At 29.6% G+C, this 16,744-nt stretch carries 17 protein-coding genes; 11 read left to right on the forward strand and 6 right to left on the reverse strand.

Features of this window, described 5'->3' with window-relative positions:
* From ACTTAY_RS03415 to phoB, 8 genes are all read left to right on the forward strand, one after another.
* On the forward strand, positions 1-1,056 hold a 1,056-nt coding region (locus ACTTAY_RS03415), incomplete at its 5' end, for a sensor histidine kinase (RefSeq protein ID WP_440672373.1).
* 85 nt (positions 1,057-1,141) lie between these two features.
* Complete coding sequence (locus ACTTAY_RS03420) at positions 1,142-1,750, forward strand: hypothetical protein (protein WP_440672374.1); 609 nt, start codon at positions 1,142-1,144, stop codon at positions 1,748-1,750.
* A 106-nt stretch (positions 1,751-1,856) separates the two neighbouring features.
* The gene (locus tag ACTTAY_RS03425; RefSeq protein WP_440672375.1) at positions 1,857-2,888 is read left to right on the forward strand and encodes a substrate-binding domain-containing protein; all 1,032 of its coding nucleotides are present in this window, start codon (positions 1,857-1,859) and stop codon (positions 2,886-2,888) included.
* Between the two features lie 75 nt (positions 2,889-2,963).
* Complete coding sequence (gene pstC / locus ACTTAY_RS03430) at positions 2,964-4,349, forward strand: phosphate ABC transporter permease subunit PstC (RefSeq protein ID WP_440672376.1); 1,386 nt, start codon at positions 2,964-2,966, stop codon at positions 4,347-4,349.
* Positions 4,342-5,613, forward strand: coding sequence for a phosphate ABC transporter permease PstA (gene pstA, locus ACTTAY_RS03435; protein WP_440672377.1), 1,272 nt, complete (start codon positions 4,342-4,344; stop codon positions 5,611-5,613). Before pstC ends, pstA begins: the two co-directional genes overlap by 8 nt.
* 3 nt (positions 5,614-5,616) lie before the next feature.
* Positions 5,617-6,372, forward strand: coding sequence for a phosphate ABC transporter ATP-binding protein PstB (gene pstB / locus ACTTAY_RS03440; protein WP_440656633.1), 756 nt, complete (start codon positions 5,617-5,619; stop codon positions 6,370-6,372).
* Positions 6,372-7,079, forward strand: a complete 708-nt coding sequence (gene phoU / locus ACTTAY_RS03445) for a phosphate signaling complex protein PhoU (protein ID WP_440672378.1) — start codon at positions 6,372-6,374, stop codon at positions 7,077-7,079. Before pstB ends, phoU begins: the two co-directional genes overlap by 1 nt.
* Before the next feature lie 3 nt (positions 7,080-7,082).
* Positions 7,083-7,766: a phosphate regulon transcriptional regulator PhoB gene (gene phoB / locus ACTTAY_RS03450; protein WP_440672379.1), complete on the forward strand. Its 684-nt coding sequence runs from the start codon at positions 7,083-7,085 to the stop codon at positions 7,764-7,766.
* On the opposite strand, the gene ACTTAY_RS03455 is transcribed toward phoB, so the two are convergent.
* On the reverse strand, positions 7,748-8,272 hold the full coding sequence (locus tag ACTTAY_RS03455) for a SixA phosphatase family protein (protein WP_440672380.1): 525 nt from the start codon (positions 8,270-8,272) through the stop codon (positions 7,748-7,750). The genes phoB and ACTTAY_RS03455 overlap by 19 nt on opposite strands.
* A gap of 14 nt (positions 8,273-8,286) precedes the next feature.
* Here ACTTAY_RS03455 and ACTTAY_RS03460 point away from each other — a divergent pair, with 14 nt between their 5' ends.
* From ACTTAY_RS03460 to ACTTAY_RS03470, 3 genes are all read left to right on the forward strand, one after another.
* Positions 8,287-10,425 carry an RNA degradosome polyphosphate kinase gene (locus ACTTAY_RS03460; protein ID WP_440672381.1) on the forward strand — a complete coding sequence of 713 codons (2,139 nt, stop codon included), beginning with the start codon at positions 8,287-8,289 and terminating at the stop codon, positions 10,423-10,425.
* A 1-nt stretch (position 10,426) separates the two neighbouring features.
* On the forward strand, positions 10,427-11,938 hold the full coding sequence (locus ACTTAY_RS03465) for a Ppx/GppA phosphatase family protein (RefSeq protein ID WP_440672382.1): 1,512 nt from the start codon (positions 10,427-10,429) through the stop codon (positions 11,936-11,938).
* A gap of 132 nt (positions 11,939-12,070) precedes the next feature.
* Entirely contained in the window at positions 12,071-13,987 is a 1,917-nt protein-coding gene (locus ACTTAY_RS03470; protein WP_440672383.1) for a PhoX family protein, read from the forward strand.
* A gap of 34 nt (positions 13,988-14,021) precedes the next feature.
* Here the strand turns inward: ACTTAY_RS03470 and ACTTAY_RS03475 are convergent, their stop codons facing one another.
* From ACTTAY_RS03475 to ACTTAY_RS03495, 5 genes are read right to left on the reverse strand one after another with little or no spacing between them, the layout of a single operon-like run.
* The gene (locus ACTTAY_RS03475) at positions 14,022-14,510 is read right to left on the reverse strand and encodes an NUDIX hydrolase (protein ID WP_440672384.1); all 489 of its coding nucleotides are present in this window, start codon (positions 14,508-14,510) and stop codon (positions 14,022-14,024) included.
* Positions 14,507-15,166, reverse strand: a complete 660-nt coding sequence (locus tag ACTTAY_RS03480; RefSeq protein WP_440672385.1) for an MIP/aquaporin family protein — start codon at positions 15,164-15,166, stop codon at positions 14,507-14,509. The genes ACTTAY_RS03475 and ACTTAY_RS03480 overlap by 4 nt, the downstream gene beginning before the upstream one ends.
* On the reverse strand, positions 15,156-15,587 hold the full coding sequence (locus ACTTAY_RS03485) for an arsenate reductase ArsC (RefSeq protein ID WP_440672386.1): 432 nt from the start codon (positions 15,585-15,587) through the stop codon (positions 15,156-15,158). The genes ACTTAY_RS03480 and ACTTAY_RS03485 overlap by 11 nt, the downstream gene beginning before the upstream one ends.
* Positions 15,587-15,811, reverse strand: coding sequence for a DUF6552 family protein (locus ACTTAY_RS03490; protein WP_075506507.1), 225 nt, complete (start codon positions 15,809-15,811; stop codon positions 15,587-15,589). The genes ACTTAY_RS03485 and ACTTAY_RS03490 overlap by 1 nt, the downstream gene beginning before the upstream one ends.
* A 51-nt stretch (positions 15,812-15,862) precedes the next feature.
* Positions 15,863-16,744: a phytanoyl-CoA dioxygenase family protein gene (locus tag ACTTAY_RS03495; RefSeq protein ID WP_440672387.1), complete on the reverse strand. Its 882-nt coding sequence runs from the start codon at positions 16,742-16,744 to the stop codon at positions 15,863-15,865.

Genomic DNA, 16,744 nt, shown 5'->3' on the forward strand with positions numbered 1-16,744 from the left:
TTATCTGCATATGATCCCAATAAGGATAAAAAATTTATTTTAGATGAATTAGAGGATCAATTTATTGCTCTTAATAAATTAAACATAATTGATTACGCCAATCCGAGTGCCAAAATAAGGTTTGGTAATAATTTAGAAAATAAACATTTAGGAACTATTATAAGAAATCCTGAGTTAGATAATCTTATAAAAAATGTAAAATTAAATAATAAAACTGATCATATAGATCTTGAAATTGATTTACCTTCGTATCAGCATTACAGGGTTTATGCTATTCCAGGTCCAACAAAACTATTTCCAGATCAAGAGTCTGTGGTTTTATTTCTTAAAGACTTGACTGAAATTTCAAAAGCTCAAAAATTTAGAACTGATTTTGTTGCTAATGTAAGTCATGAATTAAGAACACCGCTTATGTCAATTAAAGGTGCGGTAGAAACTATACAAGGACCTGCAAAAAACGACGAACCAGCTAAGCAAAAATTTTTAGATATAATGGACTCACAAACCTCAAGAATGGAAAATTTAATTAACGATTTATTAATTTTAAGTAGAATTGAATTAGAAGAACATATTAGACCGAATAATTTAATAAGTTTAGAAAAAATATTTAATAAATTAAAAAACATACACATTACAAATATCGAAAAAAATAATATTGATTTGAATATCAATATAGACAAACATTTTGATAAAATTATTGGCAATGAAGATAGAATGCTAACTGTTTTTTCAAATTTAATTGATAATTCAATTAAATATTCCGAAAAAAATAAATCTATTAAAGTATTAACATCAAAAAGTGTTGGCAAACTAGTTAAACCAGGTGTTAAAATTTCAATTATAGATGAAGGTATCGGTATACCTCAAAATCAGATTGTTAGAATTACTGAAAGATTTTATAGAGTGGACATTGAAAAAAGCAAAAAAGTTGGTGGCACAGGTCTGGGTTTAGCAATAATGAAACATATTGTAACTCAGCACAGAGGTGAATTTGAAATTAAAAGTCAATTGGGTAAAGGCACAGAATTTAATATTCATATACCTAGTGAATTGTAATTTATTACATTTATCAATACTTTTAGATCATTAATTTAATTTGTATTAACTTTCTTTTTTTGTAAGAATCTTAATTGTTATGCTTATGTTTAGAAAAATAATATTTTTTTCTCTTTCTCTAATACTGTTAACTTCTTCCTTGAATGCTCAATCAATTACAACATTGCTTAGAAATCAACAACTAACAGTTTATGATATTGGTATATTTAGATTGCAAGAGGATATTAAATCAGCAATACCTGAAGTTCAAAAACATTTTCCTGATAAACAAATTGAAATTAACGATGTTTATACTGATGTAGTCTCATCATTATGGAGAAATACAATTGATTTAATAGTATCTGTACCAATGAGTGAGACATTGACAAAAACAAACTATTTTTCAGATATGTATAGATGCAAGAATATTTTCTTTTCTGTGAGAGATCACTTACTAAGAAACCAAAATGAAAGTAATTATAATTTCTCAAGGGCCTCATCTTATGTCGTTTCAACATTTTCAACTCCTACAAGCTGGCCTTCATGGAAATATGAGCATAAAATGATAAAAGAACTAGTATCAATGATACAACTAGAAGTTACTTTAAGACCTTCAAATGAGCTTGCTTTTAAAGAGGGTGTAAGCCCAATCAATTGCAAAGGAAGTCTTGCTGATGATTTTGATACAATTGTTGTAACTAAAAATTTCAATTAAAAAGTTAGGTTTTTCACAAAACTGTAACAAATCTGTAATATTAACATCCACATTCAAATCTAATAAGCGAGTCGTTGATTAAATTTAATTACGAAAGGAAATATCAATGAAAAAACTAACTATTATCCTTGCTTCGTTTTTAGTGCTTACTTTAAGTACTGTAACGTCACAAGCGAGAGATCAAATTACAATCGTTGGTTCTTCAACTGTATTCCCATATGCAACAGTAGTTGCTGAAAGATTCGGTAAAAAAGGATTTAAAACTCCTATCATCGAGTCAACTGGAACAGGTGGTGGAGCTAAATTATTTTGTGCAGGTGTAGGTGAAGCTCACCCAGATATCACTAATGCTTCAAGAGCTATGAAAGATAAAGAAAAAGCTCTTTGTGCAAAAAATGGTATTACTGATATTGTAGAAATTATTATTGGTAACGACGGTATAACATTAGCTTACAGCTTAGATGCGGAGCCAGTTAATTTCACAAAAGAGCAATTATATTTAGCACTTGCTAAACACACAGTAGTTGACGGTAAATTAGTTGATAACATTTACAAAAACTGGAATGAGATCGATTCAAGCTTACCAAATAAGCCAATTAAAGTAATGATACCTCCAGGAACTTCTGGAACTAGAGATGCATGGAATTCTTTAGTAATGAAAAAAGGTATGACTAAAGAGGCTAAAGCTCTTTATAAAGCTGGTGCAAGCTCAAATAAAAAATGGGCAAAGCCTGAAAAACTTTACAGAGAAGATGGTTTAGCTATTGAAGTTGGAGAAAACGATAGTTTGATCATCCAAAAACTTGTTGAAGATAAAGATATGTTTGGTTTCTTTGGTTTCAGTTATTACTTAGCAGCTAAAGATAAATTACAAGCAGCAAGTATTGATGGTGGACAACCTTCATTAGAGTCTATTCAAGATTATAGCTATGCTGTTGCAAGACCTTTATTTTTCTATGTGAAAAAAGCTCACGTAGGTGTAATTCCAGGTTTACATGAATTTGTAAAAGAATTTACAAAAACAGGAACTATTGGGAAAAGAGGTTATTTAGCTGACATTGGTTTAGTACCATTAGATAAAGCAATGTACAGAACTACAAGAGATAACGCTATGGATCTTGTAGCAATGAGCGAGTAATTTTGATTTGTTAATAAATTTAAAAAGGCCCTTTTGTAAGGGCCTTTTTTTTAATACAAGATTAAATATATATAAATGAACTCGGTAATATTTTTAACAATTGTTCTATTAGCGCTATCGAGTTATTTTTTTGGACGTAAAAAGGCATTTGCCATAAGATCTTCTAATACTAGACTTACAGCTTTACCAAAATTTTATGGATATTATTTATCAATATGGTGTGCAGCACCTGCATTTATTATTTTTGCATTGTGGTCTATATTTGAACCATCCGTAGTAAAATATATTGTTTTACAATCTTTTAGTGATCAAGGATTGTTAGAAGGAGAATTAAATCTCATATTTGAAAAAGCTAAGTCACTTTCAAGAGGACAGTTTAGTGGTGAAATAACTACAGCATTACAGGCAGCAGCAGACAAGTATGCATCTTTACGAAGCACAGCTTCAGCTTCAAAAGCTGTAATTGTATTATGTTTACTTATTGCCTCAATAGCTTACGCTTATAACAGGTTATCTAAAAATACCAGAACAAGGGAACCTGTAGAAATTTTTTTACAGTGGTTGTTTTTCTTTGCTTCTTTAGCAGCAATTTTAACTACAGTTGGGATTGTTTTTTCTCTTTTGTTTCAAACAATAGAATTTTTTAAAATAATTCCTTTTTTTGATTATTTATTTGGCATGCATTGGTACCCAGCAAAAGCTTTTGTTAGAGATGCTAGTGAAGCTTTAGACCCATCAATGTATAGTGATACGTTTGGTGCAGTACCAGTTTTTGCGGGTACTTTTTTTATCGCATTTATCGCGATGTGTGTTGCTATACCAGTAGGTTTATTAAGTGGAATTTATCTAGCAGAGTATGCATCAAAAAAATTTAGACAATTTGCAAAACCAATTGTTGAAATACTAGCTGGAATTCCAACAGTTGTTTATGGTTTTTTTGCAGCTTTAACTGTCGGTCCTTTCTTAAAAGATATCGGAACAGCTGTTGGTTTAGATGTCTCTGCAGAAAGTGCACTTGCAGCTGGCGCTGTAATGGGAGTGATGATTATTCCATTCGTTTCAAGTTTGAGTGATGATGTCATAAATAGTGTTCCTCAGAATTTAAGAGATGGAAGTTATGCAATGGGTGCAACAAAATCTGAGACAATTAAAAGAGTAATTTTTCCTGCTGCTTTACCAGGTATAGTTGGTGCAATTCTTTTAGCTGTTTCTAGAGCTATCGGTGAAACTATGATTGTGGTTATGGCTTCTGGATTAGCTGCTAACTTAACTTTTAACCCGCTGGAGTCTACTTCAACAATTACAGCTCAAATAGTAGTAATATTAATCGGAGATCAACAATTTGAAGACCCTAAAACCCAAGCTGCTTTTGCTTTAGGATTAACATTATTTGTTGTTACGTTAATTTTAAATGTAATAGCTCTATCAATAGTTAAAAAATATAGAGAGAAATATGATTAATAGAGAAGAATTTTTAAATAAACGATATAAGGCTGAGAAACGATTTCAAATGTATGGTAAAACAGCCATCTTTTTAGCTTTGTTGTTTTTAGCTGTATTTTTATTTAAAATTTTTTCTACAGGATATACAGCGTTTCAAAAAACTTGGATAATAGTGCCAATTAATTACGATCCAGAATTTATGTATTTGGATGCTGATCAGAAACCCTCTATCGAGGATTTGCAAGACTCTGAATATTTTGATGTTGGTATAGAAAGTTTTGCTTCATTAGATCAAAATGCCAATGAAGATCAAATCACAGATATCAAAAGAATGTTTGCCTTTATATTTGAAGAGGAAATTAAAGATCATATTCTTTCAAATCCAGATGATTTTGGAAAAATTGTTGAAGTGAAATTGACGGCATCTGATGATTTAGATCAAGTGTTTAAAGGAAACTATCCAAGAGATTTACCTGAAGAGCGAAGAAGAGTTAATGATTACCAATTAAAAATTTTCGATAAGCTAAATTCCGAAGGAAAAGTTGTAAGCAATTTTAATTTTAGTTTTTTTACTAATGGCGACTCTAGGGAAGCAGAGTTAGCTGGTATTGCAAGTTCATTTATGGGATCATTGTTTAGTATATTGGTTTGTTTAGCTGTATCATTTCCTGTGGCTCTTTTAGCCGCAATTTATCTAGAAGAATTTGCACCCAAAAATAGACTTACAGATTTTATAGAGGTAAATATTAATAATTTAGCGGCAGTCCCATCAATAGTTTTTGGGTTGCTTGGTCTTGGTGTTTTACTTGCAGTATTTGGCTTACCGAGATCCACTCCTTTAGTTGGAGGAATAACTTTATCATTGATGACCTTACCAACGATCATTATAGCAGCTAGAGCATCATTGAAAGCAGTTCCGCCAAGCATCAGAGAAGCCGCTCTCGCCATGGGAGCTAGTAAGATGCAAACAACACTTCATCATACAGTTCCTCTATCTTTACCAGGAACTTTATCTGGAACAATAATTGGTCTTGCGCAAGCCTTAGGTGAAACTGCACCTTTGATTTTAATTGGAATGGTTGCCTTTGTTAATACCATACCTGGCTCGCCTATGGATCCAGCTGCCTCTTTACCAGTTCAAATATATATTTGGGCTGAAAGTGCTGAAAGAGGTTTTGTTGAAAAGGTATCAGCTTGTATAATGGTTTTGTTGATATTTTTAGTATTAATGAATCTAGCAGCACAAATGATAAGACATAAATTTGAAAAGAAATGGAACTAAAAAATGAATAAAATAGAAGCAAAAAAAGTAAATGTTTTTTATGGAGATAAACAAGCTCTTTTTGATATCAACATGGATATACCAGAAAGACAAGTAACGGCATTAATTGGCCCGTCTGGATGTGGAAAATCTACTTTTCTAAGATGTTTAAACAGAATGAACGATGTAATTGAAATTTGTAAAGTTGAAGGAGAAATTAAAATTAATGACTATGATATCAATCAAAAGAGTACAGACGTTGTAAGATTAAGAGAAAAAATTGGAATGGTATTTCAAAAACCAAATCCATTTCCTAAAACTTTGTATGAAAATATTTCTTATGGACCTGAAATCCACGGTATGGCTCAATCTAAAGATGAGCTTGATCAAATTGTTGAAGATAGTTTAAAAAAAGCAGCTCTTTGGAATGAGGTTAAAGATAGATTAAATGAACCAGGAACAGGTCTTTCAGGAGGACAGCAACAAAGACTTTGTATAGCAAGAGCCATTTCTGTTAAACCTGAGGTGATTTTAATGGATGAACCTTGTTCAGCTTTAGATCCTATAGCAACAGCACAAATTGAGGAATTAATTGATGAACTAAAGAAGGAACATACTATTGTTATAGTAACTCATTCAATGTCTCAAGCAGCACGTGTATCACAGCAAACTGGATTTTTTCATTTAGGTAAATTGATAGAAGTTGGGTCTACTGATAAGATATTTAAAAACCCGAATCAACAACAAACTCAAGATTATATTACAGGGAGATTTGGATAATGACTGAGAAACCACATACAGTAAAATCTTATGAGGAACAATTACAACAATTAACTAATAATTTGGTTGTTATGGGAGGTAATTGTGAAACAGCTTTGGGAAATTCTATAAAAGCTCTTTGTAATAACGATAACACAATTGCAGATGCTGTAATAAATAATGATGCTGTCATTGATAATTTTGAAAGTCAAATAGAGCAAGAAGTTGTTGATTTGATTGCATTAAGACAACCGATGGCTATAGATTTAAGGGAAACTGTAACCGCTCTTAAAATATCTTCTGACCTTGAAAGAATTGGTGATTTAGCCAAAAATATTTCCAAAAGAACCAAACTAATAAATAATAATTTACCTGATAATCTAACCCAATCTATAGAGAGAGTTGGAGCTATAGTGCAAAAACAACTTAAATTAGTACTAGACTCATACACAAATAGATCGCCAGAAATAGCATTGGATGTTTGGGAAAAAGATGAAGAAGTAGACAATCTAACTAATTTGTGCATGGAAGAAGTAATCAAATATCTTAAGTCAGGAAATGAAAATATTGAGTATGGATCTCATTTGCTTTTTGTTACAAAAAATATTGAAAGAATAGGAGACCATGTAACTAATATTGCAGAACAAATTTACTTCCTTGTTAAAGGATCTTATTTAGAAGGAGATAGACCTAAGGGTTCACAGCCAATAGTTAATGGTGAAAAATAAATAATGTCTGCACACTTGTTTATTGCTGAAGATGAGTCTCCAATAATAACATTGTTAAAATATAATTTAGAAAAAGAAGGTCATAAAGTAAGTTATTCAGAAAATGGAGAGGATGCTCTTAAACAAATAAAAGACAAACATCCTGATTTAATATTAATGGATTGGATGCTACCTGATTTATCAGGGGTAGATATTTGTAAAAATTTAAAAAAAGATAAAAAATTTAAAGACATACCTATAATAATGGTTACAGCCAAAGGTGAAGAAGAAGATAAATTAAAAGCTTTTGATACAGGAGCTGATGATTATGTTACAAAACCATTTAGTCAAAAAGAATTAAATGCAAGAATAAAATCTCTTTTAAGAAGATCTAAACCACAGTCTTCTGAAGATATTGTTGTTTTCAGTGATTTAAAAATAGATAGAATAACAAAAAGAGTTTACAGAAAAAATATAGAAATTAACTTGGGTCCTACAGAATTTAAGCTTTTGGATTTTTTTATCAAAAATCCAAAAAGAGTTTATTCAAGAGAACAGCTTCTAAATAATGTTTGGGGTGAAAATATATATGTGGAGTCTAGAACTGTAGATGTTCATATTAGAAGATTAAGACAAGCAATAAATATTAAAGATACAAAGCCATTAATAAGGACAGTAAGATCAGCTGGCTATTCTTTAGAAACCTGAATATCCTTAGGTCTTACAAATTCTTTCAATACACCTTTGTTTACAACTTCAGACCAATCTTTAATTTTAAAATTAATTTTAGCAAAAGCTGATGTTGAAAATTTATAATTAAGTAGTTTAAACAAATTACTATTATGATTTTTTATCAATTCTCTAACTAAATTTGTTATTACCGGCTCGTGGTTAATTAAAAGTATAGAATTGTATGTTTTCGGAACTTTTTTGATATATTCAATTATTTTCTTCTCATCTGTTAAATAAAGTTTTTTTGATGAAAAAATTTTTTTAGGCTTTTTTAGCTTTTTTAATAATATTTGTAAGGTTTTTTTGGTTCTCTTTGATGAAGAAACTAAAACATAATCAAAATTAATTTTTTTTGTAACAAAAAATTCACAAACCAACTTAGCATTTTTCTTACCACGTTTATTTAATGGTCTATCAAAATCCTTCAAATTTAAGTTGCTCCAACTAGATTTTGAATGTCGCATGACATATAATTCAAACATATTTCCTAAATATTATGAGTACTCAAAAAAAACAATACAAAGATGAACTTAGATCAAGATATATAAACAGAGAATTATCCTGGTTAAAATTCAACGATAGAGTTCTATTGGAAGCACAAAATATTGAAAACCCTCTATTTGAAAGAGTAAAATTTTTATCAATAGCAGGTTCAAATCTTGATGAATTTTTCATGGTCAGAGTTGCTGGATTACATAGTCAAATAAAGCAAGATGTTGATTCCTTAAGTTCTGATGGACTTACACCTGAAGAGCAAATGGCAAAAGTTGTAAGTGAAACAAATAATCTTTTAAAAAAACAGAATAAAATTTTTAAAGAATTAGTTTTACAGCTAAAAAAAAATAATATTAATTTAGTAAAACCTCAAAGCTTAAGCAATTCTGAAAAAAAAAAATTATTAGAAATTTTTAACGAGGAAATTTATCCATTATTAACACCTTCAGCAATTGATCCAGCACATCCATTTCCATTTATAGTTAATCAAGGACGTGCTTTAGTAATGAAATTGAAGAAGAAAAATAAAAAAAGAATACTTAATTCTATTATTGTTATACCAAAAGCATTACCTAGATTTATAGAAGTTAAAGGAAATAAAAATTTTAAAAAATATGTTGTTATTGATGATTTGATTAGTTTTTTTGCTTCAGAAATCTTTCCTGATCATAACATTGAACTTAAGATGCTCTTTAGGGTAATAAGAGATAGTGATGTTGAAATACAAGAGGAAGCTGAAGATCTTGTAAGATCATTTGAGTTGGCATTAAAACAAAGAAGAACAGGGGATATTGTAAGACTTGAGATTATAAAAAATAGTAACAATGAACTTGTTAAATTTATAATAAATAAGTTAAACATTAATTCTGATTATATTTATGAAATAGAAGGATTAGTTGGTATTCAAGAAATTGACCAAATTTGTAAAATTAAAAACCCAAAGTTTAAATTTAAACATTTTAATCCAAGAGCCGTTGAGAGATTAAAAGAATATAACTATAATTTTTTTGAAACAATTAAGAAAAAAGATTTAATAGTCCATCATCCTTTTGAAACTTTTGATGCTGTAATTGAGTTACTTAATCAAGCAGCCAACGATAAAAAAGTTATAGCAATAAAACAAACCCTTTATCGAACAACACTGGACTCGCCTATAGTAAAAGCACTTATTTTGGCAGCAGAAAATGGTAAGGCTGTAACAGCCTTAATAGAAATAAAAGCTAGATTTGATGAAGAAGCAAATATACAATTGGCTAGAAGCTTAGAAAAAGCTGGTGTCCAAATTGTTTATGGTTTTGCAAAATACAAAACACATGCAAAATCTTCATTAATATTAAGACGAGAACAAGGTAAAATTCAAACCTATATTCACTTAGGTACAGGCAATTACCATCCTGTAAATGCAAAAATTTATACAGATTTATCATTATTTAGTTCAGATAAGAAATTAGCATCCGATGTAGAAAAGTTTTATAATTATGTTACAGGCTATGCCAAACCAAGAAATCTTAATAAAATTTCCATTTCACCAATAAACTTAAGAAAAACACTTAATGAACTAATAGATAATGAAATTTTAAATTCCAAAAAAGGTAAAAATGGAGAAATTTGGGCCAAAATGAACTCATTAGTGGACCCAGATATAATTGATAAACTATACGAAGCATCAAATGCAGGTGTTAAAATTTATTTGTTTGTCAGAGGAGTTTGTTGTTTGAGACCAGGATTAAAAAATATATCTGAAAACATTATAGTAAAAAGCATTATTGGAAGATTTTTAGAACATTCTAGGATTTACTGTTTTGCAAATGGCAAATCTATGCCAAGTAGAGAAGCCAAGGTGTTTATTTCATCTGCTGACTTGATGCCTAGAAACCTTAATCGGAGAGTAGAACTTCTAGTTCCAATTGAAAATAAAACAGTACACGAGCAAGTTCTAGACCAAATAATGTTGGCAAATTATTTAGACAAAAAACAAAGTTGGGTTCTTAATGCAAATGGAGATTACAAAAAAATTCAATATAGTAAGAACGATTCCTTTTCTGCACACGATTATTTTATGAATAATCCAAGTCTGTCAGGAAGGGGAAAGGCTAAGTTAAAAATGAAACCAAAAAAACTAAATTTAAAAGCAGTTTGAGATGCAAATAAAAGTTTTAAAAAGTAAACAAAGTTTAAAACTAAAACAAGCAAAAGTCGCTATAATAGATATTGGATCAAATTCTATCAGAATGCTTATTTATGATGATTTTAGCTCATCAAGGGTACCTTTTTTTAATGAAAAAGCTGTTTGTGAACTAGGAAAGAATTTAGATAAATCCAGAAAACTTCATAAATCAGGAGTTGTTTATGCTTTAAAAGTATTAAAAAGATTTTCAGAAATTTTAAACATATCCAAAATCTCTAACATAAAAATTATTGCAACAGCTGTTCTAAGAGAAGCTATGGATGCAAAACCTTTTGTACAAGAAGTTGAAAAACTATTTAAAAAAAAAGTTGAGATTTTAACTGGTGAAGAAGAGGCCGAGAGTTCAGCTGAAGGTGTAAAAATTGGATTTGATAATGTAGATGGTTTGGTCGCTGATTTAGGAGGTGGTAGTTTAGAGTTAGCTCGAATAGAAAATGGAACGATAACTAATAAAACATCATTACCCTTAGGTGTTTTGAGGCTATTAAATAACCCTATAGTAAAAAAAAGAAACTTATCCAAGTATATAAAAAATTTATTGAGAGATGAAAAATGGTTGTCTAAGAAAAAATTTGAAAATTTATATTTAGTTGGTGGAACTTGGAGAGCTTTATTTAAATTACACCTTTTTCAAAACAACCATCCAGTTCACATTATTCATCAATACTCTATAGATAATCAATCCTTGACAAAATTTATAGAAAAAATCTCCAGTATGAATAAATCTAAACTTAAAACTGTTGAATATATATCCAAATCAAGAACTCCATATTTACCGTATAGTTCTATAATTTTAGGTGATTTAATGAATATCACTAATCCAAAAAATATAATATGTTCGATTAGTGGTATTAGAGAAGGTTCTCTTGCAAAGGATCATTTTAAAGATGTAGATGGTAAAGAGGTTTTTGATAAATCATTAGAGCATATTGCAAAAAAAAGAGGAGACTTAGGTTTTACCTTTAAAAAATATTTTGAATTTATAAAACCAGTTTTTGATGGAAATGAACACTTTAGCGAAAAATTGCTAAATTGGGCTTGTGTTTTAAGTCATATGGATTGGGGTTTGGGAGCATTTCAAAAAGCTGAATTGGTTTTTCAAGAAACCTTAAATACTCCTTTATTAAGATTATCCCACAAAGAAAGAATCCAAATAGCTTTGTCATGTTACTGGAGATACTGCAGTATAAAGTATAACCCAAAAATAGAATATCTTACCTATCTAAATAACAATGAAATTTTCTCGAGTAAGCAAGTAGGTTCAGCTTTAAGATTTGCTCATTCACTAACATCAATTTCGACAATTTTTTTAGAGGAATTTAAATTATACAGAAGAGGGAACGCTGTTTTTTTAAAAATACCTTCAGAACATCAGGAAATAATTTCTAAACAAGTCACAAAAAAATTTAAAGCTTTATCAAGAGAATTATTTTTAGAGCCCAGAGTAATATACTCAAATAACTGAAATAAATTTTTAAAATACAACTTAGAAGAGATCGCTACTTTTATTGTAACAAAAGGTTAAAAAAAATTAAACTTTTTGTTAATCAATTTGTAATTTTTTTTTGCAATTATATTTTTAAAGGAGAAAAAAATTATGAATAAAAAAAATATTGAGTTGCATAATTTATCAATTGATGAATATGATGAAATAAATAATCCACCACCATCTGAAGTAGAATTTGATATTATTTTAAAAAAAGCGATGAGTAGAAGAAGCTTTATAAAAGGCAGTGCTATGTTTGGCGCATCAGCTTTTGTATTGGGTTCTGGTTTGAATATGCTTAGCACATCAGATGCTGAGGCAGCTTTTTCAGGATTAATTGATTTTAAACCAATAAAAGCAAATACAACCGATGACATTACAATACCTAATGGTTTTAATTGGGAAATAGTAGCTAAATGGGGTGATCCACTTTACAGTAAAGGAAAATGGTTTGATCACTTTACAAGAGGTGATGGTGAAAGTCAGGAATTATCATTTGGTGATAACAATGATGGTATGGATACTTTTACCACAAAGGAAGGAAAGACAATTATTGCTGTAAACAATGAATATGTAAATAGATCTATAATTTATGGTAATAGACGAACAAAACTTCCAGAAAATGAGGATGATGTAAGAAAAGGTAAGGCTGGCCATGGAGTAAGTATTTTTGAAATCTCAAACGAAAATGGAAAGTGGGAAATAGTTAAAGACTCTATGTACAACAGAAGAATTACAGCAGAGTCTCTTATGGAAATTACTGGTCCAGCAAGAGGTCATTCACTATTGAAAACAATCTCTGATCCAACTGGTACTAAATCATTAGGAACTTGGAATAATTGTGGAAATGGTAAAACTCCATGGGGCACTTATTTAGCCTGTGAGGAAAATTTTAATGGTTATTTCTCTAACACAGACCCAGATGCAGAAGTTCCGCTTGAATTTAAAAGATATGGTATATCTACTAAAGATTGGGGTTATGCATGGGGAAAATATGATAATAGATTCTCTTGGGATTTAGAGCCAAATGAACCTAATAGAGCAGGATATGTAGTGGAGATTGATCCTCTTAATCCTTCATCAACACCAAAAAAAAGAACTGCATTAGGTAGATTCAAGCATGAAAACGCAGAAGTAGTTCTTGGAAAAAATAATGAAGTTATTGTTTATCTTGGAGATGATGAAAGAGGTGAATATCTTTATAAATTTATATCATCAAAAAAATATAGTAAAAATGGTGATAATTCCAAAGTTTTAGAAGATGGAGATTTATTTGTTGCCAAGTTTGATGACAATGGCAAAGGTAAATGGTTACCTTTAACACCGGAAACAACTGGAATGAAGTCTAAAGCCGAAATAGCTATTCACACTAGAATAGCAGCTTCTGCAGCAGGCGGAACTACAATGGATAGACCTGAATGGGTTGCAGCAAATCCATTAAAAGCAGAAGCATATGTTGCTTTAACAAATAATAAGAACAGAGGAAAAAAACCAAATGCTGGTGGTGATGATACGTCTGTAAATGGACCCAACCCTAGAATAAATAATCAATATGGTCAAATTATTAGATGGACAGCAGATAGAGGTGATCATGCCTCATCTAATTTTAAATGGGATATATTTGTTTTAGTTGGAAATCCAGCTGTTCACAAAGGACCAAATGCTGGATCTAAAAACATAACTAAGGAAAATATGTTTAATGCTCCTGATGGTATTAAATTTGATTCTAAAGGAGGATTATGGATACAAACTGATGGAAAGTATTCTAATTCGGGAGATTTTGCTGGAATGGGTAATAATCAAATGTTGTATGGTGACCCAAAGACAGGTGAGATTAAAAGATTTCTTGTAGGGCCTAATGAGGCAGAGGTTACAGGATTGACCTGGAGTAAAGATTACAAAACAATGTTTGTTGGTATTCAACATCCTGGTGAAAAAGGTAATTCTACATGGCCAGACGGACCTGGTACCGCTCCAAGATCTTCAATTATTGCTATTAGAAAAAATGATGGCTCTAGAATTGGTTAATTAACATTAAACCCCTTTAAATACGCTCGATAATTTATCGAGCGTATTTTTTTTTATAAAACAAATACATACCGATATGTGATGCGTTGTTAAATTTACCATTCTTAATTAATTTAATTATTTGATGATCTGAAACTATATGTATTTTTATTCCATTTTCTGGCTTTGAAATTTTAATAAGATTATTACAAAAAAAACCAGTAATTTTAGTGGTAAGCCGACCTGGTTCAGAATAAAACGAAGTAATTTTTTTCAATTTATTTCTTGATTTATATCCCGTTTCTTCAATTAGTTCTTTTTTAGCAGATATTAAAGCCGTTTCATGTTTTTCAATGATACCAGATGGAAATTCATAATTAATTTTATTTATAGGAATTCTTTTCTGAGAAACCAAAATATATTTGTTATTTATTTTAGGTATAACTATCGAAAGATTAGACGTCTTAAAATAATGATAAAATTCTTTTTTTTTAAAAGGTTTATTGATTAGTTCAATATTATTACTGAGTTTAAAGTTTTTCAATTTTTCTGTAAGAATAATTTTTTAACTATAAAAATTGCTATTATCATTCCAATTAATTCTGCCATTATATAAAATGGTGTATTTAAATAATTTATTCCAGTAAATGATTCTGTAAAAGTTCTAGCTATTGCAACTGCAGGATTTGCAAATGATGTTGATGAAGTAAACCAGTAACCAGCTGTAATATATAAACCAACTGAAGCAGCTACAGTAATTTTACCCGATTTCATTGAACCAAAAATTATCATTATAAGACCTAAAGTAGCTACTATTTCTGATACAAATATATAAACACCATCTCTTGATTTTGTTGATAGCTCAAATATTTGATGTTCAAAAAAGAAGTTAGCTAAAGCTACACCCAACATGCACCCTAAGATTTGAGCAGAAATATAAAAGGGAAGTAATTTTTTTTTTAATTTTCCCGTAATTGTCATTGCAATACTAACAAATGGATTGAAATGAGCGCCTGATACATCAGCAAATACTGTGATTAATACAAATAAGCCTGCACCTGTTGCTATAGTGTTAGCAATTAGCATTACAGCTATATCGTTAGTCAGATTTTCTGCCATTAAGCCTGATCCAACTATGATCATTACTAGAAAGCAACTTCCAATAAATTCTGAAAGAAAATATCTATTTTTATTTTTCATTTACCCAATCTTTAATTTTACTACTTATAATATTGAATGTGTTTCTAATAATTATTTGCTTTTCTTCATTATTTGCACTTTGAAGTTTGGATACAGGATCTTCAATATCCCAATGTATTATTTGTTCCTTTTGAGGCCATATAGGGCACACCTCATTATTTGCGTTATTGCATACGGTAAATACATGATCCATTTTTATTTCATTATTTATAAATTCTTCAAAGTTTTTAGAACTATAGTTGCTTAGATTATAATTTTTGTTTTTCTCTAAAAAACTTTTAACATCTTCATTGATTTTTCCAGATGGATTACTTCCAGCGCTAAAAGCTTTAAATTTATCTGAGTATTCATTATTTATAATGCTTTCAGCTATAATACTTCTTGCAGAATTACCAGTGCATACAAATAAAATATTTTTCATTAAAAAATAATTTTATAAATACCGATTACAAAAAGTGGAATTTGTAATCCAAAATTAGTTAAAATAGCCTTATCCTTTAATAAGAAACCTGAAATTGTCCATCCAACAACACCAAGTCCATGAAAATATATATTTAGTGGATAAATATTAAGATTAGTAAGCAAAATACCAGTTAATACCAAAAATGTGCTGATCCATTTAAGATATTTTTTTAAAAATAACATTCAAAATTTATATGAATGTTATGTTAAAGATTTATTACAAAGAACTTTAATTTAATTTTTTTGAAGTTCGTAGATAGAAACATAATGTTTCTTTTTAGGTAGTGGGATTATTGTTGGAACTTTAGTTAATCTTGGTTTTATTGATTTATTTCCTACAATAATATTTTTATCATAATTTTCTAAATTGACTTCAGGATGAGGGTTTCCATCATTGATTAATGGCCAAGCATCACAAGCTCTATAACCAAATAAAATTAAGGGTCTCGAGTTATTCATTTGGTTGTGTCCTGATCCATGAACTGATCTACAATGAAAAAAAACAACTGTTCCAGCAGTTCCTGTTATAGAAACACTATCTTTAGTTCCTATTTTATTTTTTTTTGTATCTATTTTTCCAACAAAATAATTTTCTTTGCTGTGATGGCTGTATAATTTCTTTTTGTGTGAATTTTTTATTATTTTAAGAGGCCCGTTTTTCTCATAGCAATCATCTAAATATATTCCAACTGTGATTAAATCATCGTTGGTATGAGGGTAAAAAGCCCAATCTTGGTGCCATCCAATTTCACTCCCTTTTTTTTTATTTGGAAGCTTAAAATTTAATTTACCAAGATGAAATCTAACTGTTCCACCTAACAATTTTTTAGCTATGGATATAATTTTTTTATCTCTAGATAATTCATAGAAGATTTTATGCCTGTTCTGAGGGTTATTTAGTCTTAATATTTCTTTATTATTTGATGAGTCTGAATTGTAAACAAAATGGTAATTATTATAGGATTGAGTTCCATTTTCACCATTACCATTTTTTTTCTTTTTCTCTTTTGAAATTACTTCATTGATAATTTTATTTATTTTGTTTATCTTTGTTTGAGAAATGAGGTTTTCTTTAACGATAAATCCATTTTTTTTAAATAAATTTAAGTCTTTCAT

Origin of the sequence: Candidatus Pelagibacter sp. HIMB1715 (assembly GCF_052047595.1) — a bacterium.
Lineage (GTDB): Bacteria > Pseudomonadota > Alphaproteobacteria > Pelagibacterales > Pelagibacteraceae > Pelagibacter.